Source organism: Streptomyces sp. NPDC048352, from assembly GCF_040651895.1.
Lineage (GTDB): Bacteria > Actinomycetota > Actinomycetes > Streptomycetales > Streptomycetaceae > Streptomyces.
This window is the reverse complement of record NZ_JBEZKZ010000088.1, coordinates 1-19,775: the sequence shown is the minus strand read 5'-3', so window position 1 is coordinate 19,775 and position 19,775 is coordinate 1. Positions and strand designations below refer to the sequence as shown.

Genomic DNA, 19,775 nt, shown 5'->3' with positions numbered 1-19,775 from the left:
CTCACCTCCCCTTTTCCCCGGTGGGGGACCGCTGCCGCGGCTTCCGCCCCCGAGCCCCTTCCCCGTCAAGGGAGGAGCATAGGCGTGAAGCTGCGCTGTCGACCCGCTTAAGAAAGTCTCGATGGACTGATCACCGCGCCGATCGGCAGATTGGTCCCCGTCACCCACGCCCCCCGCGTCCCAGCGGGCGCGGCGCCCCCTTCCGCATGCCTGGAGCCACCGCCATGAAGGCACTCGTCAAGCACAAGGCCGAGCCCGGGCTGTGGCTCATGGACGTCCCCGAGCCCGAGTACGGTCCCGGCGACGTGCTGATCAAGGTGCTGCGCACCGGCATCTGCGGCACCGACCTGCACATCCGGGCCTGGGACGGCTGGGCGCAGGGCGCGGTCAGGACCCCGCTCGTGCTGGGCCACGAGTTCGTCGGCGAGGTCGCCGCGGTCGGTGCGGACGTCCGCGACATCGAGACCGGCGCCCTGGTCAGCGGCGAGGGACACCTGGTGTGCGGCAAGTGCCGCAACTGCCTGGCCGGCCGCCGCCACCTGTGCCGCTCCACGGTCGGGCTCGGCGTCGGACGCGACGGGGCGTTCGCCGAGTACGTGGTGCTGCCCGCGCAGAACGTGTGGGTGCACCGCACCGCCGTGGACCTGGACGTCGCGGCGATCTTCGACCCCTTCGGCAACGCCGTGCACACGGCGCTGTCCTTCCCGCTGGTCGGCGAGGACGTGCTGATCACCGGCGCCGGCCCGATCGGCATCATGGCGGCCGCCGTCGCCAAGCACGCCGGTGCGCGTAACGTCGTCATCACCGACGTCAGCCCCGAGCGGCTGGAGATCGCCCGCAAGGCCGGCGCCACGCTCGCGGTGAACGTCGCCGAATCCTCCGTCGCCGACGCGCAGACGCGGCTGGGGCTGCGCGAGGGCTTCGACGTCGGCCTGGAGATGTCCGGCCGCCCCGAGGCGATGCGCGACATGATCGACAACATGACGCACGGCGGCAAGATCGCCATGCTCGGCCTGCCGGCCCAGGAGTTCCCCGTGGACTGGGCGAAGGTCGTCACCTCGATGATCACCATCAAGGGGATCTACGGCCGCGAGATGTTCGAGACCTGGTACGCGATGACCGTGCTGCTGGAGGGCGGCCTCGACCTGTCCCCGGTCATCACCAACCGCTACTCGCACCGCGACTTCCAGGCCGCCTTCGACGAGGCCTCCACCGCCCGCAGCGGCAAGATCATCCTGGACTGGACGGCCTGAGCCCCCGCCGGTGACGGCCCGGGCCCCCGGCCCGGGCCGCCGCGCCGACCGGACCACCTCCCCCCGGGCCGGGCCCCGCCGACCCCCCTCCGCGGGGCCCGGCCCCACCCTCACGCCGGCCGGCACCCGGCCCCTCCTCCCCGTCCCCCGGACGGCAACCCGCACAAGGAGAAACCGAAGCCCATGTTCGAGTCCGTACGCGAAGACCTCCGCACCACCCTCGACGAGATCCGCGCGGCGGGCCTGCACAAGCCCGAGCGCGTCATCGGCACCCCGCAGAGCGCCGCCGTCGCCGTCACCGCGGGCGGCGCCCCCGGCGAGGTGCTGAACTTCTGCGCCAACAACTACCTCGGGCTGGCCGACCACCCCGAGGTGGTCGCCGCCGCGAAGGACGCGCTGGACCGCTGGGGCTACGGCATGGCGTCGGTCCGCTTCATCTGCGGCACCCAGGAGGTGCACAAGGAGCTGGAGGCCCGGCTGTCGGCCTTCCTCGGCCAGGAGGACACGATCCTCTACTCCTCCTGCTTCGACGCCAACGGCGGCGTCTTCGAGACCCTGCTCGGCGCCGAGGACGCGGTGATCTCCGACGCCCTCAACCACGCCTCGATCATCGACGGCATCCGCCTGTCCAAGGCCCGCCGCTTCCGCTACGCCAACCGCGACATGGCCGAGCTGGAGGCCCGCCTGAAGGAGGCCGCCGAGGGCGGCGCCCGCCGCAAGCTCATCGTCACCGACGGCGTCTTCTCCATGGACGGCTACGTCGCCCCGCTCGACGAGATCTGCGACCTCGCCGACCGCTACGACGCCATGGTCATGGTCGACGACTCGCACGCCGTCGGCTTCACCGGCCCCGGCGGCCGCGGCACCCCCGAACTGCACGGGGTCATGGACCGGGTCGACATCATCACCGGCACCCTTGGCAAGGCCCTCGGCGGCGCCTCCGGCGGCTACGTCGCGGCCCGCGCCGAGATCGTCGAGCTGCTGCGCCAGCGCTCGCGCCCGTACCTCTTCTCCAACTCCCTCGCCCCCGTGATCGCCGCCGCCTCCCTGAAGGTCCTCGACCTGCTGGAGTCCGCCGGCGACCTGCGCGAGCGGCTCGCGGACAACACCAAGCTGTTCCGCACGAAGATGACCGAGGCCGGCTTCGAGATCCTGCCCGGCGACCACGCCATCGCCCCCGTCATGATCGGCGACGCCGCCGAGGCGGGCCGGATGGCGGAGCTGCTGCTGGAGCGCGGCGTGTACGTGATCGGCTTCTCGTACCCGGTCGTGCCGATGGGCGCGGCCCGTATCCGCGTGCAGCTCTCGGCGGCGCATTCGACGGCCGACGTGGAGCGCGCGGTGGCCGCCTTCGTCGACGCCCGGGCGGCGCTTTCCGCTGCTCAGGGCTGACATCATGGGGGTGTGATCGACCCCCGCCGGCTGCGCATCCTGCGGGCCGTGGCGGACCACCGTACGGTGACCGCCGCGGCCGCAGCCCTGTACCTCACCCCCTCCGCCGTCTCCCAGCAGCTCGCCGCGCTGGAGCAGGAGACCGGCCACACGCTGCTGACCCGCAGCGGCCGGGGCGTACGGCTCACGGCGGCCGGGGAGATCCTGCTCGGTCACGCCCACGAGGTGCTGGCCCAGCTGGAGCGCGCCGAGGCGGAGCTGGCGGCCTACGCGGGCGGCTCCGCCGGCGAAGTCACGGTGGCCGCCTTCGCGACCGGCATCGCCGAGGTGCTGGCGCCCGCCATCGCCCGCCTCGCCCTGGAACAGCCGGGCATCAGGCTCCGGGTCCGGGACGCGGAGGGCGACCAGAGCCTGCCGCTGCTGCTCGACGGGGAGGCGGACCTGGCCCTGGCGGTGGAGTACCGGGGCGCGCCGGGCGCCGACGACGGCCGCCTGTCGGTGCTCCCGCTGTACGCGGAGCCCTTCGACGCGGTCCTGCCCTCCGGGCACCCGCTGGCCGGGCTGCCCGCCGTGGCGCTGGCGGACCTCTCGGACGCGGACTGGGTCGGCCAGTACCCGGGCAACCCCTGCTACGACGTGACCCTGTCGGCGTGCGAACGGGCGGGCTTCCAGCCCCGCTTCGTGCACTCCTCCGACGACTTCCGGGCGGTGACCGCGCTGGTCGGCGCGGGCGCGGGGGTGGCGCTGGTGCCGCGTTCGGCGCTGCGCGGCATGGACCTCAAGGAGCTCCGGGTGTGCCCGGTTGCCGGCCCGGCCGCCACCCGCCGGGTCTTCGCCGCCACCCGCCGCGGCGCCGAGGCGCACCCGCTGATCGCCCCCGTCCTGGCGGCCCTGACCCGCGAGGCGGAACGGGTCCCGGCCCACTGAGCCCCCGCCCGCCCCGCGTGGACCTCGGCTAGGCCGAGGCCTTGCGGCGGCGCGCCAGGAAGACGGCCCCGGCGCCGGCGGCCACGGCCGCGCCACCGAGGGCGGCGACGGTCGGGAGCGCGGAGGAGGAGCCGGTCTGGGCCAGGCGTCCGGTCACCGGCAGTTCGGCGCGGCCGCCCTGCGGCGCCGGCTTGTGCCCGGCGTCACCGAAGGTGTCCGGCAGGCCCGGAGTGCCGGGCTTGGCGGGCCTGCCCTTCGCGTCCTCGACGCTGCCGGGCTTGGTGCCCGGGCCGAGGACGGTGAAGTCGAACTGGCTGATGCCGTCGAATCCGCACTGGCCGTCCTCACCGTAGGAGTGGCCGAGGGTGAAGAAGTAGCCGGTGCCGGGCGCGGCCTTGTCGCCGATCCTGATGCGCATGCGCGCGTCGGCGTACTCGCCGGGCTTCAGCTTCCGGGCCGTGGCGAACCCGTCGTTGTCGAAGACGCCCGCGCCCTCGCCCTCGATCGGCTTCCACTGGCCGACGGCCGGGTTGAACCATTCGACGGAGACGGCCAGTTGGGCGACGTCGTGCAGCTTCGGGTCGGCGGTGCCGAGCCAGAGGGAGACGTCCGTCTCCATCACCGTGGTCTTCGACACGTTGGACACGCGGTACGTGAACTCGTGCCAGCCCGAACCGGCCACGATCTTGCCGGGCAGACCGCGCAGCGAGGTCTTGCCGCGCTCCTCCTCGGTGATCCCGGAGCAGAAGGCGGGGCGGGAGTACGACGGCGACGGCGTGGCCGCCGGGGTGCCCGACGGGGACGTGCCGGGCTGGGCGGAGGCGCCCGGCTTGGCGGAGGGGTCGGGCTTCGTCGAGGGGACGGGCTTGGCGGAGCCGCCCACGCCGCCGGCCGTGCCCCCGCTCGGCAGGCCGGGCGCCGGCGTCGGCGAGACGTGAGCGCCCGGCGGGACGGAGGGCGCCACCGAGGGGCGTGGCTCCGGGAGGACGTCCTCCGCGTGGGCGGCCGGCGCCGCGAGCAGGGCCACGGGCCCGACGGCGGCCATGACGGCGGTCGTGGCCAGGAGACGGTGCAGCTTCATGGTGTCCTTCTGGTCGTGGCTCGGACGGCCGGCGCGACGGTTCACCCCCCGGCGCGGCCGCCCGTGGTCGTCCAGCTGACCTGTCCCCCCGTCAGAAGGTTGCACGGCACACGGAGTTCGTGATCATGGTCACAGGCGTCGGCCGGAGCGGACCCCCGGGCCGTCAGACCCGTACGACCTCCACGCCCGCCGCGCGGAAGGGCCGGGCGGCGGCTTCCGTCAGGGCGGTGTCCGTCACCAGGACGTCCACGGCGGAGGTGGCGCAGATCCGGGCGAAGGCGCGGACGCCAAGCTTCGTGGAGTCGGCCGCGACGACCAGGCGGCGGGCCCGTGCGCACAGCAGGGCGTTGACGGCGGCCTCGTCCTCGTGGCGGGTGGCCGCGCCGTCGGCCGCGTCGAAGGCGTCGACACCGACCACCGCGGTGTCGACGGTGAGCTGAGCGAGCGTCTGCTGCGCCAGCGGGCCGGTCAGTTCGTACGACTGGGGCCGGGCGACCCCGCCCGTCAGGACGATCTTGAACTGGGGCCGGATCACCAACTCGCCGGCGATGTTGAGGGCGTTGGTGACCACGGTCAGCGCGGGGGAGCCGCCGGCGGGCGCGGCGAGGTCGGCGCGGGCCGCGAGGGCCCGGGCGACCTCCGTCGTCGTGGTGCCGCCCGTCAGCCCGATCACCTCGCCCGGCGCGATCAGGGCCGCGACCGCCTCGCTGATCCGCCGCTTCTCGGCGGCCCGCCGGGAGGTCCGGTAGCGCAGGGGGAGTTCGTACGAGACCCCGTGCGGGACCGCCCCGCCGCGCGTGCGGACCAGCAGCTGCTGCTCGGCGAGCTGGTCGAGGTCGCGGCGGATGGTCGCCGCCGACACCCCGAGCGCCTCCGCGGCCGGCTCCACCTCCAGCCCGCCCCGCTCCACCAGCAGATCCAGCAGTCTCTGCCAGCGTTCCTTGCGGGTCATGGCGGCCCCTCCCGTGTCGTCCCCGGCGCTGCTGCCCGGCCCCGCCGTGCAGATTAACCCAGCGGATCGGCCCGTCGATGCTTGAAGTTGCGCGAAACCGGCCGCTACCTTGCAGGAACACGCAGAAGCACGCAGGCACGTCCGGTCGGTACGCATCCGAGTACGCATTCCCACGCGCAAGGAGCCCGCATGAGTCACGTCGCGTACGAGTTGGCCACCCAGCCCGACTGCTGGGAACGGGCCGCCGAACTGGCCCCGGCCCACCGGGCGGTGCTGCCGGGGCCCGGGGAGCGTACCGCGATCACCGGGTGCGGGACCTCCTTCTACATGGCCCAGTCTGCCGCGGCGCTGCGCGAGGAAGCCGGGCTGGGGGAGACCGACGCCTTCCCCGCCTCGGAGTTCCCCCGCCACCGCCGCTACGACCGGGTGATCGCCCTGACCCGGTCCGGGACCACCACCGAGGTGCTCGACCTCCTCGTGGGGCTGCGGGAGGCCGGGATCCCGACCACCGCCGTCGTCGGCGACCCCGACACCCCGGTGATGACCCTCGCCGGCGACCTCGTCGTCCTGGACTTCGCCGACGAGCGGTCCGTCGTCCAGACCCGCTTCGCCACCACAGCCCTCACCCTGCTCCGGGCCCACGTCGGCGCCCACACCCCCGACGCGGTCGCCGACGCGCGCACCGCCCTCGACATGCCGCTGCCGGGCGGGCTGGAGACGCGCCGGCAGTTCACCTTCCTCGGCCGGGGCTGGAGCGTCGGCCTGGCCCACGAGGCGGCCCTCAAGATGCGCGAGGCCTCGCTGTCGTGGGCCGAGGCCTACCCCGCGATGGAGTACCGGCACGGCCCCGTCAGTGTCACCGGCCCCGGCTCCGTGACCTGGTCGCTGGGCGGCACGCCCGACGGGATCGCCGAGCAGGTCCGCGGGACCGGCGCGCAGTGGGTGGACGGCGCACTCGACCCGCTGGCCGAGCTGGTCCGGGTGCAGCGGCTGGCCGTGGCCGTCGCCGCGCACCGGCAGCTGGACCCGGACGCGCCCCGCAACCTCACCCGCTCGGTGATCCTGACCACCGGCGAGGAGGCGGTCCGATGAGCCTCGCCCCCGCCGGGACCCTCGTCGCCGGGGCGGCAGCCGCCGGCGGCGCCGTCGCCGCCTTCAACATCATCACCCTGGAACACGCCGAAGCCGTGGTCGAGGGCGCCGAACGGGCGGGCCTGCCCGTCATCCTCCAGCTCAGCGAGAACGCGGTGAAGTTCCGCGGCGGAGCCCTGCTGCCCATCGCCCGGGCCGCCGGCGCCTGCGCCGAGGCCGCCCGGGTGCCCGTCGGCCTCCACCTCGACCACGTCAAGAGCCCCGACCTGCTGCGCAGGGCCGCCGACGCCGGCTTCGGCTCCGTGATGTACGACGCCGCGCACCTGCCCTACGCCGAGAACCTGGAGTCCACCCGGTCCGCCGCCGACTGGGCCCACGCCAACGGGCTGTGGATCGAAGCCGAGCTGGGCGAGGTCGGCGGCAAGAACGGGGCCGCGCCGCTCGACCCGCACGCGCCGGGCGCCCGTACCGACCCGGACGAGGCGCGGCGGTTCGTCGCCGACTCCGGGGTGGACGCCCTGGCCGTGGCCGTCGGCAGCAGCCACGCCATGACCCGCCGGACCGCCTCCCTCGACCACGCCCTGCTGGCCCGCCTCGCCAAGACCCTGGACGTGCCGCTGGTCCTGCACGGCTCCTCCGGCCTGCCCGACGGGGAACTCGCCGCCGCGGTGGCCGGCGGCATCCGCAAGGTCAACATCGGCACCGCCCTCAACCTGGCGATGACCGAGGCCATCCGCACCCACCTCACCCCGGCCGACCCCCGCCCCTACCTCACCGCCGCCCGCGCCGCGATGGCGGAGACGGCCGAGGCCGTGATCGGCGTCATCGACAGGGCCGGACAGAAGGCCTGACACGCCATTCCCGCCGCGCGGGAGGACGAGCGCGCGGCCCGGTCACGCCCTGAACCCGGCCGCAGCCCCACCCGCGAACCCCTCCGGAGCGCCAACTCGACCCCACCCCCGAGGGCCGGGAGTCCCGCACCCGACTCCCGGCCCTTCCCGCCCCCGCCCTTCCCAATTCCTGTAACGGGTTCTACTCTGACCGCCGCCATCCCAGCGCCGGCTGGACCGTGAGACCTCCGGAGGGGCCGTGCACCTCGAATACACGCCCGAGCAGCAGCAGTTGCGCACCGAGCTGCGCGCCTACTTCGCCGAGCTCGTGCCGCAGGACGTCTACGCCCGCTACGAGGACCCCGCCGCGCAGAAGCGCTTCTACCGGGAGACCATCCGCCGCCTCGGCGCCGACGGCTGGCTCGGCGTCGGCTGGCCGAAGGAGTACGGCGGCCGCGGCATGTCCGCCATGGACCAGTTCATCTTCTTCGACGAGGCCGCGCAGGCCGTCGTCCCGCTGCCGCTGATGGCGCTGAACACCGTCGGCCCGACCCTCATGCAGTTCGGCACCGACGAGCAGAAGGCCCACTTCCTCCCCAGGATCCTCTCCGGGGAGATCGACTTCGCCATCGGCTACAGCGAGCCCGACGCCGGCACCGACCTCGCCGCCCTCAGGTGCAAGGCCGTCCGCGAGGGTGACGAGGACAGCGGCACCTACGTGGTCAACGGCCAGAAGATCTGGACCACCAACGGCGACACCGCCGACTGGGTCTGGCTCGCCGTCCGCACCGATCCGGACGCCCCCGCGCACAAGGGCATCACCATGCTGCTCGTGCCGACCTCCGACCCCGGCTACTCCTACACCCTCATCAACACCCTCGCCTCGCACGACACGACCGCGAGCTACTACGAGGACGTCCGCGTCCCGGCGAGCCGCCGCGTCGGGCAGGAGAACAAGGGCTGGCGCCTGATCACCAACCAGCTCAACCACGAACGCGTCACCCTCGCCGCGCACGGCACCATGGCCATCCGCGCCCTCCACGACGTCCAGCGCTGGGCCGCCGCGACGAAGCTCGCCGACGGGCGCCGCGTCATCGACCTGTCCTGGGTCCGCGGCCGCCTCGCCCGCACCCACGCCCGCCTCGACGCCATGAAGCTGCTCAACTGGCAGATGGTGAACGCCGTCCAGTCGCGCACCCTCACCCCGCAGGACGCCTCCGCCGTCAAGGTGTACGGCTCGGAGGCGCGCAGGGACGCGTACGCCTGGCTCATGGAGGTGGTGGCGGCGGCCGGCTCCCTGAAGGACGGCTCCGCGGGCGCGGTGCTGCACGGCGAACTGGAACGCGGCTACCGCAGCGCCGTGATCTTCACCTTCGGGGGCGGCAACAACGAGATCCAGCGCGAGATCATCTCCTGGATCGGCCTGGGCATGCCCCGGGTCCGCCGCTGAGCGCCGGCCGGCGTCGCCGATCCGCCGGAACCGTGCTGAGCTGGAGGTGTCCTCGGGCAACCGCGCCCCTGGGAGGCACACCATGCCGCACCTCCGTCCCGGTGCTCCGGCGCCGTCCCGGCCGGGGGTCCTGCTGCCCCGGCGCGAGCTGGCGGTCGCCTGGGCGCTGATGGCGCTGGTCGCCGTACTCGCGTGGGCGATCACCGTCGGCCGGTCCCGGCAGATGGCGACGGGGCCCGGGACCATGGGCCTGGCCCCGGCGCCCTTCCTGCTGCTGTGGGTGGTCATGATGGCGGCGATGATGCTGCCCTCGGTGGCGCCCGTGGCCATCACCTGGGTCCGCGGGATCGGCCGCCGCGCGGCGGGGCCGGCCCGGGCCCTGCGCATCGCCGAGTTCGTCGCCGGCTACCTGCTGGCCTGGGCCGGCTTCGGGCTGCTCGTGTACGGGATCCTGACGGTGGCCGGGGAGCTGGTCGAGGAGAGCCCCGCGGCGGGGCGCCGGCTGGGGGCGGCGGCGTTCCTCCTCGCGGGGGTGCAGCAGTTCGGGCCCCTGAAGCGGGTCTGCCTGCTTCACTGCCGCAACCCGATGTTCCAGCTGGCGCGCTACTCGCGCTTCCGGCGGTGGGCGAAGGACCTGCGGGTCGGCGCGCACCACGGGCTGTACTGCGTCGGCTGCTGCTGGGGGCTGATGCTCGCCCTGGTGCCGCTCGGGGTGATGAACGTGGCGGCGATGGCGGCCGTCGCCGTGGTGATCTTCCTGGAGAAGCTCTGGCGGCACGGCCCCCGGCTGGCCTGGGCCGTCGGTGCCGCCTTCCTCGTCCTGGCGGTCCTCACCCTCTTCCAGGACTGGCTGCTGCCGGGCCTGGGCGGCGCGCCCCCGATGGAGGAGCCGATGGGGTGAGCCGACGGGGGGCGGGCCCGATGTTCGCCCGCTTCCGCCGGTGCGGCGCAGGGAGGAAAATGGAGACGACGACCCGTCCCGCCGAGCGCCTGCGCCCGTGCGTCCCCCCCTCCGGCGCCGGGTCGCGTGGAGGCGATGAGATGCCCGGAACGACAGCGACCGTACCGAGGTGGCACGCGGCCGGCGACTGGTTCGACACGTGCAGCTGCGACGTGCCGTGCCCCTGCTCCTTCGCCCAGCGGCCCACCAACGGTGAGTGCGAGGGAGTCCTCGCCTGGCACATCCGCGAGGGCCGTTACGGGGAGGTACCGCTGGACGGCCTGAACGTCCTGATGCTCGGTTCCTTCGTCGGCAACGTGTGGGCGGAGCACAGCGACACGTACGCGGCGGTCTTCCTGGACGAGCGCGCCGACGCCGCGCAGCGCGAGGCACTACAGATGATCTTCGGTGGCCAGGCCGGCAGCTGGCCCGCCGAGATGGTGGCCATGATGGGCGCCGAGATGCGGGGTATGGACTTCACCTCCGTCCGCATCGAGGTGGACGACGACCTCGGCGGCTGGCGGGCCACCGTGCCCGGCCGCGTCGAGTCCGCCGCGGCGGCCCTCACCGGCCCCACGACCCCGGAGGGCGCACGCGTCCAGTCGACCAACCTGCCGGGCTCCGAGACGGGGCCGGGACAGGTCGCCACCTGGGGCCGCTCGACCACGGACCGCGCCGACGCCTTCGGCTTCCACTGGAGCAGGCAGGGCCAGTCCAGCAAGCACATCACCTTCGACTGGACCGGCCCGGACGGAGACGCCGAGCGGCCGGGGCAGCCGTCCGGGACCCTGGCCTGACGCCGCCGGAGCCTGCCCTGACGCTGCCGGACCCTTGCCCTCGCGACGCCCGGACCCTGCCCTGACGCCGCCGGGCGGAACCGGCCGCACGGAGGCGCGCGGGGTGTTTCCCCCAGCCGCCCGCCCCCGTAGGGCCCTCGCGCAGTGCACTGACACGCGCCGCGGCGGCTGAGCCGGGGCCCGCCGGGGTAGGCAGCACCCGGGAGGCACCGATGAGCTTCGAGGACGCCGACCCGGGGCTCTACGGCCCCGGGTCCGTCACCTGGCAGTGCCACGGCGATCCGGTCATGTGGATCGCCGGGATCCGCGCGCTCTACCTCCAGGCCCTGCACCCGCGCGCCGTCCGCGGGGTGATGGAGAACTCCGACTTCCGCGTCGACACCTGGGGCCGGCTGCTGCGCACCGCGGACTTCGTCGGCACCCTCACCTACGGCACCACCGACGCCGCCGAGCAGGCCGGTGCACGGGTCCGCGCGATCCACCGGAGACTGTCCGCGACCGACCCGGACACCGGGGAGCGCTTCCCCGTGGACGACCCCGACCTCCTGCTGTGGGTGCACTGCGCCCAGATCGACAGCTTCCTGCACGTCCTGCGCCGGTCGGGCGTCCCCCTCACCGCCGCCCAGGCCGACCGCTACGTGGACGAGAACCGCGTCAACGCCCGCCTCGTCGGACTCGACCCGGCCGCCGTCCCCGCCGGAACCGCCGCGCTCGCCGCCTACTTCGACCAGGTCCGCCCCCGTCTCGCCGCCGGGGCCGACGCCCGCGCCGTGGACGACTTCCTGCGCGCCCCGCCCGTCCCCGCACTGCTCGTGCCTGGCCGAAACCTGCTGTTCGGACCGCTCATCGGGCTCGCCTACGGATCCCTCCCCGGCTGGGCGCACCAGCTGTACGGCCGCCCCGCACCAGCCCCGCGCGCGGTCACCCGCCGCCTGCGCCTCACGGGCCGCCTGCTGCGCAGCATTCCCGCAGGTCTCCGTTGGCAGCTGCCTCCAGGTCACATCTTGAGAGCGATGCGCCGACTGGGCCCCGGCAGCCGCCCTTCCGCGTACACACTGCGAAAATCAGCGGCCATACTGGACCGGCCGGGGAGGGCGCGGCACGACGACGGGGGCGGCTTCAAGACATGGCGGAGTCCAGACTGATCCAGGGCCGGTACCGGTCACTCGATCTGATCGGGCGCGGCGGCATGGGCGAGGTGTGGCGCGCCCGCGACGAGTCGCTGGGCCGGCAGGTCGCGGTCAAGTGCCTCAAGCCGCTCGGCCCCGAACAGGACGCCCACTTCACCCAGGTCCTGCGCGAGCGCTTCCGCCGCGAGGCCCGCGTCGCCGCCTCGCTCCAGCACCGGGGCGTCACCGTCGTGCACGACTTCGGCGACGACAGCGCCTCCGGCGGCCCCCTCTACCTGGTCATGGAACTCCTCGAGGGCCGCAACCTCAGCCAGCTCATGGAGGAGAACGAGGCGCGCCCGCTCCCCGTCGACGTGGTCCTCGACATCGCCGAGCAGATGGCCGCCGCCCTCGGCTACACCCACGACCAGGGCGTGGTCCACCGCGACCTCAAGCCCGCCAACATCATGCGGCTCACCGACGGCACGGTGAAGATCTGCGACTTCGGCATCGCCCGCCTGGCCCACGACATCGGCTTCACCGCCAAGCTGACCGGCGGCGGCATGGCCATGGGCACCCCGCACTACATGTCGCCCGAACAGATCGCGGGCGGTGAGGTCGACCACCGCAGCGACCTCTACTCCCTCGGCTGCGTCCTCTACGAAATCGCCACCGGAGCCCCGCCCTTCGACCTCGGCGACTCCTGGTCCGTGCTGGTCGGCCACCGCGACACCGCGCCCGTGCCGCTGCGCGAGCACCGCCCCGAGCTGCCCGCCTCCTTCGAACAGCTCGTGCTGGACCTGCTGGCCAAGCGCCCCGAGGACCGGCCCGGCGACGCCCGCCACCTGCACCGGCGCCTGGTCGAGGCCCGCTTCGGCCCCGGCGGGCGGCCCGCCGCGCACCCCCCGCTGCCCGCGTGGGCCGAGGGCATGACGGCCGGGCGCAAGGCCGGCGTGGACGCGCGCCCCGCGAGCGGCGAGTGGGCCGTGCTCACCGGCTCCTGGACGGCGGCGCGCCCCGCCGCCGGCTCCGGCGAGCACCGCATCACCCGCCCCGCCCCGGCGGAGGACCCCCGGCTCACCGCCGCGTACGGGCTGGCGCCGCGCACCCCCGCCGAAGGGGCGCCCGGCGCGCTCGCCGCCGGGCACACCCGCGCGTTCGCCCTCAGCCGCGCCGGCCGCCCCGAGGAGGCCCTGGCCGTGTACGCGGCCGTGGCCCAGGGGCGGGCCCGGGTGCTCGGCCCCGACCACGCCGAGACCCTCGCCGCCCGCCAGGAGGAGGCGTACGAACTGGGGCGGCTCGGCCGCCACGGAGAGGCGTACGAGAGGTACCGGGCGGTGCTCGCCGCCCGCCTGCGCACCATGGGACCGCGCCACCCCGACACCCTGCGCTGCCGCCACAACCTGGCCTGCGCCCTGAGCGCCCTCGGCCGGCACGCCGAGGCCCACGCCGCCGCCGCCGAGGTGGCGGCCGACCGCGCCGCCGTGCTCGGAGCCGAGCACCCCGACACCCTGCAGACCCGCTACGAGGCCGCGTACGCGCTCGGCCGGCTCGGCCGCTGGCGGGAAGCGCTGGCCGGCTTCCGCCAGGTCGCCGCCGTACGCGAACGCGTACTCGGCCGGGACCACCCCGACGCCCTCGCCGCCCGCTACGAGACCGGCATCGCCCTCGGCCGCGCCGGGCGCCCCGCCGAGGCCCTCGACCTGTTCCGGGCCCTGGTCCGCGACCGCACCCGGGCTTACGGTGCGACCGACCCGGAGACCCTGCGCGCCCGGCACGTCCTCGGGGTCAACCTGGGCCGCCTGGACCGCTGGGAGGAGGCGGCCGCGGAGGCCGGCGAGGTGGCCGCCGCCCGCGCCCTGGCGCTCGGCGCGGAACACCCGGACACCCTGGTCAGCCGCCGGGAACTCGCCGTCGCACTGGGCCGGCTCGGCCGCTGGGACGAGGCGCTGCCGATCTACCGGGACCTGTCCGGCATCCGCGAACGCTCCCTCGGCGACGAACACCCCGACACCGTCCTCGCCCACGCCGACGAAGCGCACTGCCTGGAGCGGCTCGGCCAGGTGTGCTACCAAGAGCCATGACCGCCAACTCAGGCTCCCGGGGTTTCGCACAGGACGTGTACGACGCGGTGATCGTGGGAGGCGGCCACAACGGCCTCGTCGCCGCCGCCTACCTGGCCCGCGCCGGCCGCTCGGTGCTGGTCCTCGAACGGCTCGGGCGCACCGGCGGGGCCGCCGTCTCCACCCGCCCCTTCACCGGGGTCGACGCCCGCCTCTCGCGGTACTCCTACCTCGTCTCCCTGCTCCCCGAGAAGATCGTCCGTGACCTGGGCCTGCGCTTCCGGGTCCGCCGGCGCACGGTCTCCTCGTACACCCCGTACGAGCGGGGCGGCCGCCCCGGCGGGCTCCTCGTCGGCGGCGGCGACGCCCGCACCCGCGAGTCCTTCGCCGGGCTCACCGGCTCCGACCGGGAGTACGAGGCCTGGCGGGCCTTCTACGAGACGACCGGCCGGCTCGCCCGGAAGGTCTTCCCCACCCTCACCGAACCGCTGCCCACCCGCGCCGAGCTGCGGGCCCGGATCGACGACGAGGCGGCCTGGCGGATGCTGTTCGAGGAACCGCTGGGCCGGGCGGTGGAGGAGCGCTTCGCCGACGACCTGGTCCGCGGCGTCGTCCTCACCGACGCCCTGATCGGCACCTTCGCCGACGCCGACGACCCCTCGCTGGTACAGAACCGCTGCTTCCTCTACCACGTCATCGGCGGAGGCACCGGCGACTGGGACGTGCCCGTCGGCGGCATGGGCGCCCTCACCGACGCCCTGGCCGAGGCCGCCCGGGCGGGCGGCGCGGAGATCGCCACCGGCCACGAGGCGCTGCGCATCCACACGGACGGCACCGGCCCGGCCGAGGTCGCCTTCCGCACGGCGGCGGGGGAGGGCAGCGTCGTCGGGCGCACCGTCCTGGTCAACGCCTCTCCCCGGGCCCTGGCCGAACTCCTCGGCGAGGACCCCGGCGCGGGATCCCCCGCGCCCGAGGGCGCCCAGCTGAAGGTCAACATGCTGCTGAGCCGGCTGCCCCGGCTGCGGGACACCTCCGTCGACCCCCGCGAGGCCTTCGGCGGCACCTTCCACATCGCCGAGGGCTACGAGCAGCTGCGGCGCGCCCACGCCGAGGCGGCCGGCGGGGAACTGCCGTCCGTACCGCCCTCGGAGATCTACTGCCACTCGCTGGCCGACCCCTCGATCCTGGGACCCGACCTCGCGGCGCGGGGCTACCAGACGCTGACCCTCTTCGGGCTGCACACCCCGGCCCGGCTCTTCGAGAAGGACAACCGGCAGGCCCGGGAGGTGCTGCTGACCGCGACGCTGGCCCAGCTGGACGCCCACCTGGCCGAGCCGCTCACCGACTGCCTGGCCTTCGACGGCGACGGGCGCCCGTGCATCGAGGCGAAGACCCCGCAGGACCTCGAGCGCGAACTGCGCCTGCCCGGCGGGCACATCTTCCACCGGGACCTGTCCTGGCCGTACGGGGACCGGGAGGCGGGCCGCTGGGGGGTGGAGACCGCCCACCGCAACGTCCTGCTGTGCGGTGCGGGGGCGGTCCGCGGCGGCGGGGTCAGCGGCATCCCGGGCCACAACGCGGCGATGGCGGTACTCGGCCGCTGAGCCGCCGCCCTACGCGTTCCCCGGCCGCGCGCCCGCGAGGGCGAAACCGTCGAACAGGTCGTCCAGGGCGCGCCGCGACAGGCTCGCCGGGGTGACCCGCACGGCGAGGTCCCGGGCGGCGACGGCCAGCGGGTGGGTGAGGGCGGCCACCCGTCCCATGCGGCGGGCCCGGAGGCGGATGGCGTCGGTGCGCGCGAGCCTGGCCCGGGTGTAGGCGGCGAGGGCGGCCGGTACGTCCGGGCCGGCGAGCAGGTGGGCCAGGACGACGGCGTCCTCGACGGCCTGGCAGCCGCCCTGGCCGAGGTTGGGCGTCATGGCGTGCGCGGCGTCGCCGATCCACGCGGTGCGGCCGTCGTGCAGCCGGGGCAGCGGCGCGGCCAGGTCGTACAGGTCGTGCTGGAGCACCGTCCGGGGGTCGATCCCGTCCAGCAGGGCGGGGATCGGGTCGTGCCACGTGCCGTAGCGGCGCAGCAGTTCCGTGCGGACGTCCGCGGGCCGGTACCCCTCGGGGACGACGGCGGTGGCGTACAGGTAGACCCGCCCGTCGGCGAGCGGGACCGTCCCGAAGCGCTCGCCCCGGCCCCAGGTCTCGGCGGCTTCGGTCGCCGGTCCGGACGGCAGCACGGTCCGCCAGGCGGTCTCGCCGCTGTAGTGCAGGCCGGGATGCGCCGGGAACCGGAGGCGGCGCAGCGGACTGTGGATGCCGTCCGCGGCGATCACGGCGTCCGCGGTCAGGTCACCGGCGGCGGTACGGACCACCGCGCGGCCGGCGGCCTCGTCGACGGCGCCGACGGCGGCCCCGTACACCAGGGCGTCCCCGGGCAGCGCCGCCGCCAGCGCGGCGGTGAGGTCCGACCGGTGGACGGCGAGCGGGGGCCGGCCGTAGCGGGCGGCCAGCGCGGCGGTGTCGGCGCGGGCGAGGCGGGCGCCCCCTGGGCGGCGCAGGCCCATCGAGGCCGGTACGGCGCGGCCCGCCGCGCGGGTGGCGTCGAAGCCGATGACGTCGTAGGCGCGCAGGGCGTTGGGGGCGAGGACGATTCCGGCGCCGACGGCGGCCGGACCGGCCGCCCGCTCGCAGACGGTGACCCGCCACCCCTGGCGGTGAAGGGCCAGGGCGGCGGTGAGGCCGCCGATCCCCGCACCCGCGATGACGGCGTGGCGCTGTGGTCCGGCCATGGGTGGCTCCTGAGGTTCGAGGATCCTCTACGGCTGTAGAGTCTGGATGCTCCGCACTCTACAGCTGTAGAGTGCGGGCATGTCCACCCCCGGTTCCCCGTCACCCGCCGCCGACCGCCGGACGCTCATCGCGGACACGGCCATCGCCCTCGTCGCCGCCGGAGGCCTGCGGAGCCTGACGCACCGGGCCGTCGACGGTGCCGCCGGCCTCCCGGCGGGCAGCACCTCGTACTACTTCCGCACCAGGGCCGCCCTGATCGGCGCCTGCTACCGGCGGCTCGCCGAGGCGTCCCTCACCGATGCCCCGGCGCAGGCGCCGGCCGACCGGGACGCCGCGGCACGGCTCTTCGGGGACCTGCTGCACCGGTGGCTGACGGTGGACCGGGAGCGCCAGCTGGCGCGCTTCGAACTGAGCCTGGAGGCGGCGAGGAACCCGGAACTGGAGCCGGAGCTGCGGGAGGCGGGCCTGGCCGTACGGGCCCGCGCGGCCGCCGTCCTCGCGGCGCTCGGCGCGGGGGACCCGCACGCGTCCGCCGAACTGCTGGCCGCCTGGACCGACGGCCTCCTGTACGACCGCCTCGCGGGCGCCCTCGCACGGGCCAGGCCGGCCCCGGACCCGGCCGAACTGGCCTCCACCGTCCGCCGGATGCTCGACGCGGTACTGGACGCCCCGGAAGCGGGGCCTTCCTGAGGGGGCGTCGGAACGCGTGAGGGGCCCGAAGCCGGCGACCGCGGGGCCTGCGGGGCTGCGGGCCCTGCCGCGGCCGGTACGCCGCGCTCTAGAATCGGCCGCATGATCGCTGAACTGCAGTGCGTGGTGCTGGACTGTCCCGAACCGCTCAAGCTCGCCGCGTTCTACGGGGAGTTGCTCGGCGGCGAGGTCAACCGGCCCGACCGGCGCTGGTCCCTGGACGAGCACTGGGCCACGCTCCACACCCCGTCCGGGGCCGTCCTGGCGTTCCAGCAGGTCATCGACCACCAGCCGCCGCAGTGGCCGGACCCCGCCCGGCCCCAGCAGGCACACCTGGACTTCGCCGTCGCCGACCTCGACCGCGCCCAGGAGCAGGTGCTCGCCCTCGGCGCCACTCTCCTCGACGCCACCCCCGACGCCCGGGGCTGGCGCGTCTACGCCGACCCGGCGGGGCACCCGTTCTGCCTGATCCGTGAAGAGGGGCCGGCCGGCTGCCGGTGACCCTTCGCGCGGCGCCCGGACGGACCGTCGACGCCGAGCGGTCGGCCCTCTTGTACGGGGCCGGGGAAGAGGGGTGAGGCGGCGGAGGGGCGTCCCGCCGCCGCCCCGTCAGTCCGCCGAGCGGGTCCAGCCCGCCGCTTCGATGCGGGCTGCGTCCGCCGGGCGGTCCTCGGAGAAGAGGAGGCGGGCCGGCTCGGCGACCCGCAGGACGTCCACGTACACCCCGCGCCCCACGTAGCGGCCCGTCGACGCGTGCCGGAAGCGGAGCCGGACCTCGCGGCCCGCCCAGGCGGGAAGCGGCGCTTCGAGGCGGTGCCAGATGCGACCCGACCAGCCGCCGGCCGAGCCCGCCGGCCACGGCTCGGGGGCGCCGCCGGTGGTGCGTACCGTGCTGAACGGGACCGGCTCCCAGGCCGCGCCGTCGGCGGAGGCCTCCAGGTGGAAGGCCCCGGCGCCCGGCACCGTGTCCCACCACACCGCGCAGCGCAGGCGGGCCTGCGCCGTCGCGGGGGTCAGCGGGGGCAGCGTGAGGGTGCCGGAGCCACCGGTCTCCATGCCGGAGAACCAGGCCGGGCCGCCGTGCCTCGTACGGACGGGCACCGCACGGGCGAAGCGGTTGCCCGTCGCTACCCGGGGCGCGCTGCCGGCCCGCCAGGTCCGCACGGGGTGGACGGAGTTGCCGAGCAGGATCAGGAAGGAGTCGGTGGAGGGGTCCAGCACCAGCGAGGTACCGGTGAACCCGGTGTGCCCGGCGGAGTGCGGGGTGGCCAGGGCGCCCATGTACCAGTGCTGGTAGAGCTCGAAGCCGAGGCCGTGGTCGTCGCCGGGGAAGGCGGTGTTGTAGTCGGTGAAGAGCAGTTCGACGGAGGCGGGGCGCAGGATCCGCTTGCCCGCGTAGACCCCGCCGTCGAGCAGGGCGCGGGAGAGGACGGCGAGGTCCCAGGCGGTGCCGAAGACTCCCGCGTGGCCCGCGACTCCGCCGAGGGCGTACGCGTTCTCGTCGTGGACCGTGCCCCACACCAGGCCCCGGTCCAGGCCCGACCAGGGCGGGCGCTGTACCTCGGTGGCGGCGGTGACCCGGCGCCAGGAGAGCGGTGGGTTGAACCGCGTGCGGTGCATCCCGAGTGGAGCGGTGATCTCGTCGTGGAGCAGGGCATCCAAAGTGCGGCCGGTGATCCGTTCGAGGAGCAGCTGGAGCGCGACGAGGTTCAGGTCGGAGTAGCGGTACACCGTCCCCGGCGTCTCCTGGGGCCGCACCGACCACAGCAGCCTCAGCTGCCCCTCCCGGGTCGACTCCTGGTAGAAGGGCGCCCACGAGCGCAGTCCCGAGGTGTGCGTGAGCAGCTGACGGACCGTGATCGCCTCCTTGCCGCCCCCGGTGAACTCCGGCAGGTACCGGTCCACCGGGGCCTCCAGCTCCAGCCGGCCCCGCTCCATCTGCTGCACGGCCAGGATGGAGGTGAAGAGCTTGCTCAGCGAGGCCAGGTCGAAGACGGTGTCCTCGGTCATCGCGATCCGCTCGGCCGCCGGGAACTCGGCCGGCCGGCCGGTGCGGCCGTCGTAGTCCGCGTACCGGACGGCGTTCCCCATCGCCCGGTGCAGGGCGACGGTGCGGCCACGGCCCGCGAGCACCACGGCCCCCGCGTAGTAAGGGTGCTCGGGGGAGGGGCCGAGGAAGCGCCGGGCCTCCTCCGCGACACCCTCCAGGTGCCGTTCCAGCAGCCCGGCCTGCCGCGCCGATCCGTACCGCAGCCGCAGGCCCTGGAGGGCGCGCCGCTCGGCCGCCCCGGCCGGCGACCCCGGCAGCGCCGCGTGCAGCAGGAGCACCCCGCCCAGCGCCAGCAGCCGCGCCCCGAGCCGCCGCCGCCCAACCCCACCCCCCGCCCCCGGCCCCCCGCGGCGTCCGGCCACCGGCCC

At 75.1% G+C, this 19,775-nt stretch carries 17 protein-coding genes; 13 read left to right on the top strand and 4 right to left on the bottom strand.

Annotation, left to right across the window (positions count from 1 at the left end; translation table 11 throughout):
- The first annotated feature begins 224 nt into the window (after nucleotides 1–224).
- The 3 genes from tdh (at nucleotide 225) to AB0D45_RS30325 (ending at nucleotide 3,572) form a co-directional block, all read left to right on the top strand.
- A complete protein-coding gene (tdh, locus tag AB0D45_RS30335) occupies nucleotides 225–1,253 on the top strand; it encodes an L-threonine 3-dehydrogenase (protein WP_361606538.1) in 1,029 nt (342 codons plus the stop codon).
- Nucleotides 1,254–1,436: 183 nt separating this feature from the next.
- Nucleotides 1,437–2,645 carry a glycine C-acetyltransferase gene (locus AB0D45_RS30330; protein ID WP_362464949.1) on the top strand — a complete coding sequence of 403 codons (1,209 nt, stop codon included), beginning with the start codon at nucleotides 1,437–1,439 and terminating at the stop codon, nucleotides 2,643–2,645.
- Nucleotides 2,646–2,657: 12 nt separating this feature from the next.
- Nucleotides 2,658–3,572 carry a LysR substrate-binding domain-containing protein gene (locus AB0D45_RS30325; RefSeq protein WP_362464946.1) on the top strand — a complete coding sequence of 305 codons (915 nt, stop codon included), beginning with the start codon at nucleotides 2,658–2,660 and terminating at the stop codon, nucleotides 3,570–3,572.
- Between the two features lie 28 nt (nucleotides 3,573–3,600).
- Here AB0D45_RS30325 and AB0D45_RS30320 read toward each other — a convergent pair whose 3' ends face one another.
- On the bottom strand, nucleotides 3,601–4,653 hold the full coding sequence (locus tag AB0D45_RS30320; RefSeq protein WP_362464943.1) for an LAETG motif-containing sortase-dependent surface protein: 1,053 nt from the start codon (nucleotides 4,651–4,653) through the stop codon (nucleotides 3,601–3,603).
- Nucleotides 4,654–4,816: 163 nt separating this feature from the next.
- Nucleotides 4,817–5,605: a DeoR/GlpR family DNA-binding transcription regulator gene (locus AB0D45_RS30315; protein WP_362464940.1), complete on the bottom strand. Its 789-nt coding sequence runs from the start codon at nucleotides 5,603–5,605 to the stop codon at nucleotides 4,817–4,819.
- Between the two features lie 189 nt (nucleotides 5,606–5,794).
- Between AB0D45_RS30315 and AB0D45_RS30310 the strand changes: the two genes are divergently transcribed.
- The 8 genes from AB0D45_RS30310 (at nucleotide 5,795) to AB0D45_RS30275 (ending at nucleotide 15,490) form a co-directional block, all read left to right on the top strand.
- On the top strand, nucleotides 5,795–6,697 hold the full coding sequence (locus AB0D45_RS30310) for a sugar isomerase (RefSeq protein ID WP_362464937.1): 903 nt from the start codon (nucleotides 5,795–5,797) through the stop codon (nucleotides 6,695–6,697).
- Complete coding sequence (locus AB0D45_RS30305) at nucleotides 6,694–7,548, top strand: class II fructose-bisphosphate aldolase (protein ID WP_362464934.1); 855 nt, start codon at nucleotides 6,694–6,696, stop codon at nucleotides 7,546–7,548. Before AB0D45_RS30310 ends, AB0D45_RS30305 begins: the two co-directional genes overlap by 4 nt.
- 238 nt (nucleotides 7,549–7,786) lie before the next feature.
- Entirely contained in the window at nucleotides 7,787–8,977 is a 1,191-nt protein-coding gene (locus tag AB0D45_RS30300; protein WP_361606559.1) for an acyl-CoA dehydrogenase family protein, read from the top strand.
- Between the two features lie 82 nt (nucleotides 8,978–9,059).
- The gene (locus tag AB0D45_RS30295; protein ID WP_362464931.1) at nucleotides 9,060–9,878 is read left to right on the top strand and encodes a DUF2182 domain-containing protein; all 819 of its coding nucleotides are present in this window, start codon (nucleotides 9,060–9,062) and stop codon (nucleotides 9,876–9,878) included.
- A 140-nt stretch (nucleotides 9,879–10,018) separates the two neighbouring features.
- Complete coding sequence (locus AB0D45_RS30290) at nucleotides 10,019–10,714, top strand: DUF1326 domain-containing protein (RefSeq protein ID WP_362464928.1); 696 nt, start codon at nucleotides 10,019–10,021, stop codon at nucleotides 10,712–10,714.
- A 212-nt stretch (nucleotides 10,715–10,926) separates the two neighbouring features.
- Entirely contained in the window at nucleotides 10,927–11,859 is a 933-nt protein-coding gene (locus AB0D45_RS30285) for an oxygenase MpaB family protein (RefSeq protein ID WP_362464925.1), read from the top strand.
- Entirely contained in the window at nucleotides 11,841–13,907 is a 2,067-nt protein-coding gene (locus AB0D45_RS30280; RefSeq protein WP_362464922.1) for a tetratricopeptide repeat protein, read from the top strand. The genes AB0D45_RS30285 and AB0D45_RS30280 overlap by 19 nt, the downstream gene beginning before the upstream one ends.
- Nucleotides 13,904–15,490, top strand: a complete 1,587-nt coding sequence (locus AB0D45_RS30275; RefSeq protein ID WP_362464919.1) for an NAD(P)/FAD-dependent oxidoreductase — start codon at nucleotides 13,904–13,906, stop codon at nucleotides 15,488–15,490. The genes AB0D45_RS30280 and AB0D45_RS30275 overlap by 4 nt, the downstream gene beginning before the upstream one ends.
- Nucleotides 15,491–15,499: 9 nt before the next feature.
- Here AB0D45_RS30275 and AB0D45_RS30270 read toward each other — a convergent pair whose 3' ends face one another.
- Nucleotides 15,500–16,666 (bottom strand): FAD-dependent monooxygenase, encoded by a 1,167-nt coding sequence (locus AB0D45_RS30270; RefSeq protein WP_362464916.1) that lies wholly within the window; start codon nucleotides 16,664–16,666, stop codon nucleotides 15,500–15,502.
- 79 nt (nucleotides 16,667–16,745) lie between these two features.
- On the opposite strand from AB0D45_RS30270, the gene AB0D45_RS30265 reads away from it, so the two are divergent.
- Both AB0D45_RS30265 and AB0D45_RS30260 read left to right on the top strand, forming a co-directional pair.
- Entirely contained in the window at nucleotides 16,746–17,357 is a 612-nt protein-coding gene (locus AB0D45_RS30265) for a TetR family transcriptional regulator (RefSeq protein ID WP_362464914.1), read from the top strand.
- A 102-nt stretch (nucleotides 17,358–17,459) separates the two neighbouring features.
- Complete coding sequence (locus tag AB0D45_RS30260; protein ID WP_362464911.1) at nucleotides 17,460–17,858, top strand: VOC family protein; 399 nt, start codon at nucleotides 17,460–17,462, stop codon at nucleotides 17,856–17,858.
- A 108-nt stretch (nucleotides 17,859–17,966) separates the two neighbouring features.
- On the opposite strand, the gene AB0D45_RS30255 is transcribed toward AB0D45_RS30260, so the two are convergent.
- A complete protein-coding gene (locus AB0D45_RS30255; protein WP_362464963.1) occupies nucleotides 17,967–19,769 on the bottom strand; it encodes a serine hydrolase in 1,803 nt (600 codons plus the stop codon).
- Between the last annotated feature and the right edge of the window lie 6 nt (nucleotides 19,770–19,775).

Bases quoted from the DNA above. Each gene is read 5' to 3' on its own strand.
- AB0D45_RS30310 (WP_362464937.1), top strand. From the start codon at position 5,795: ATGAGTCACGTCGCGTACGAGTTGGCCACCCAGCCCGACTGCTGGGAA.
- AB0D45_RS30275 (WP_362464919.1), top strand. From the start codon at position 13,904: ATGACCGCCAACTCAGGCTCCCGGGGTTTCGCACAGGACGTGTACGAC.
- tdh (WP_361606538.1), top strand. From the start codon at position 225: ATGAAGGCACTCGTCAAGCACAAGGCCGAGCCCGGGCTGTGGCTCATG.
- AB0D45_RS30265 (WP_362464914.1), top strand. From the start codon at position 16,746: ATGTCCACCCCCGGTTCCCCGTCACCCGCCGCCGACCGCCGGACGCTC.
- AB0D45_RS30290 (WP_362464928.1), top strand. From the start codon at position 10,019: ATGCCCGGAACGACAGCGACCGTACCGAGGTGGCACGCGGCCGGCGAC.
- AB0D45_RS30320 (WP_362464943.1), bottom strand. From the start codon at position 4,653: ATGAAGCTGCACCGTCTCCTGGCCACGACCGCCGTCATGGCCGCCGTC.
- AB0D45_RS30270 (WP_362464916.1), bottom strand. From the start codon at position 16,666: ATGGCCGGACCACAGCGCCACGCCGTCATCGCGGGTGCGGGGATCGGC.
- AB0D45_RS30280 (WP_362464922.1), top strand. From the start codon at position 11,841: ATGGCGGAGTCCAGACTGATCCAGGGCCGGTACCGGTCACTCGATCTG.
- AB0D45_RS30305 (WP_362464934.1), top strand. From the start codon at position 6,694: ATGAGCCTCGCCCCCGCCGGGACCCTCGTCGCCGGGGCGGCAGCCGCC.
- AB0D45_RS30260 (WP_362464911.1), top strand. From the start codon at position 17,460: ATGATCGCTGAACTGCAGTGCGTGGTGCTGGACTGTCCCGAACCGCTC.
- AB0D45_RS30285 (WP_362464925.1), top strand. From the start codon at position 10,927: ATGAGCTTCGAGGACGCCGACCCGGGGCTCTACGGCCCCGGGTCCGTC.
- AB0D45_RS30295 (WP_362464931.1), top strand. From the start codon at position 9,060: ATGCCGCACCTCCGTCCCGGTGCTCCGGCGCCGTCCCGGCCGGGGGTC.
- AB0D45_RS30330 (WP_362464949.1), top strand. From the start codon at position 1,437: ATGTTCGAGTCCGTACGCGAAGACCTCCGCACCACCCTCGACGAGATC.
- AB0D45_RS30315 (WP_362464940.1), bottom strand. From the start codon at position 5,605: ATGACCCGCAAGGAACGCTGGCAGAGACTGCTGGATCTGCTGGTGGAG.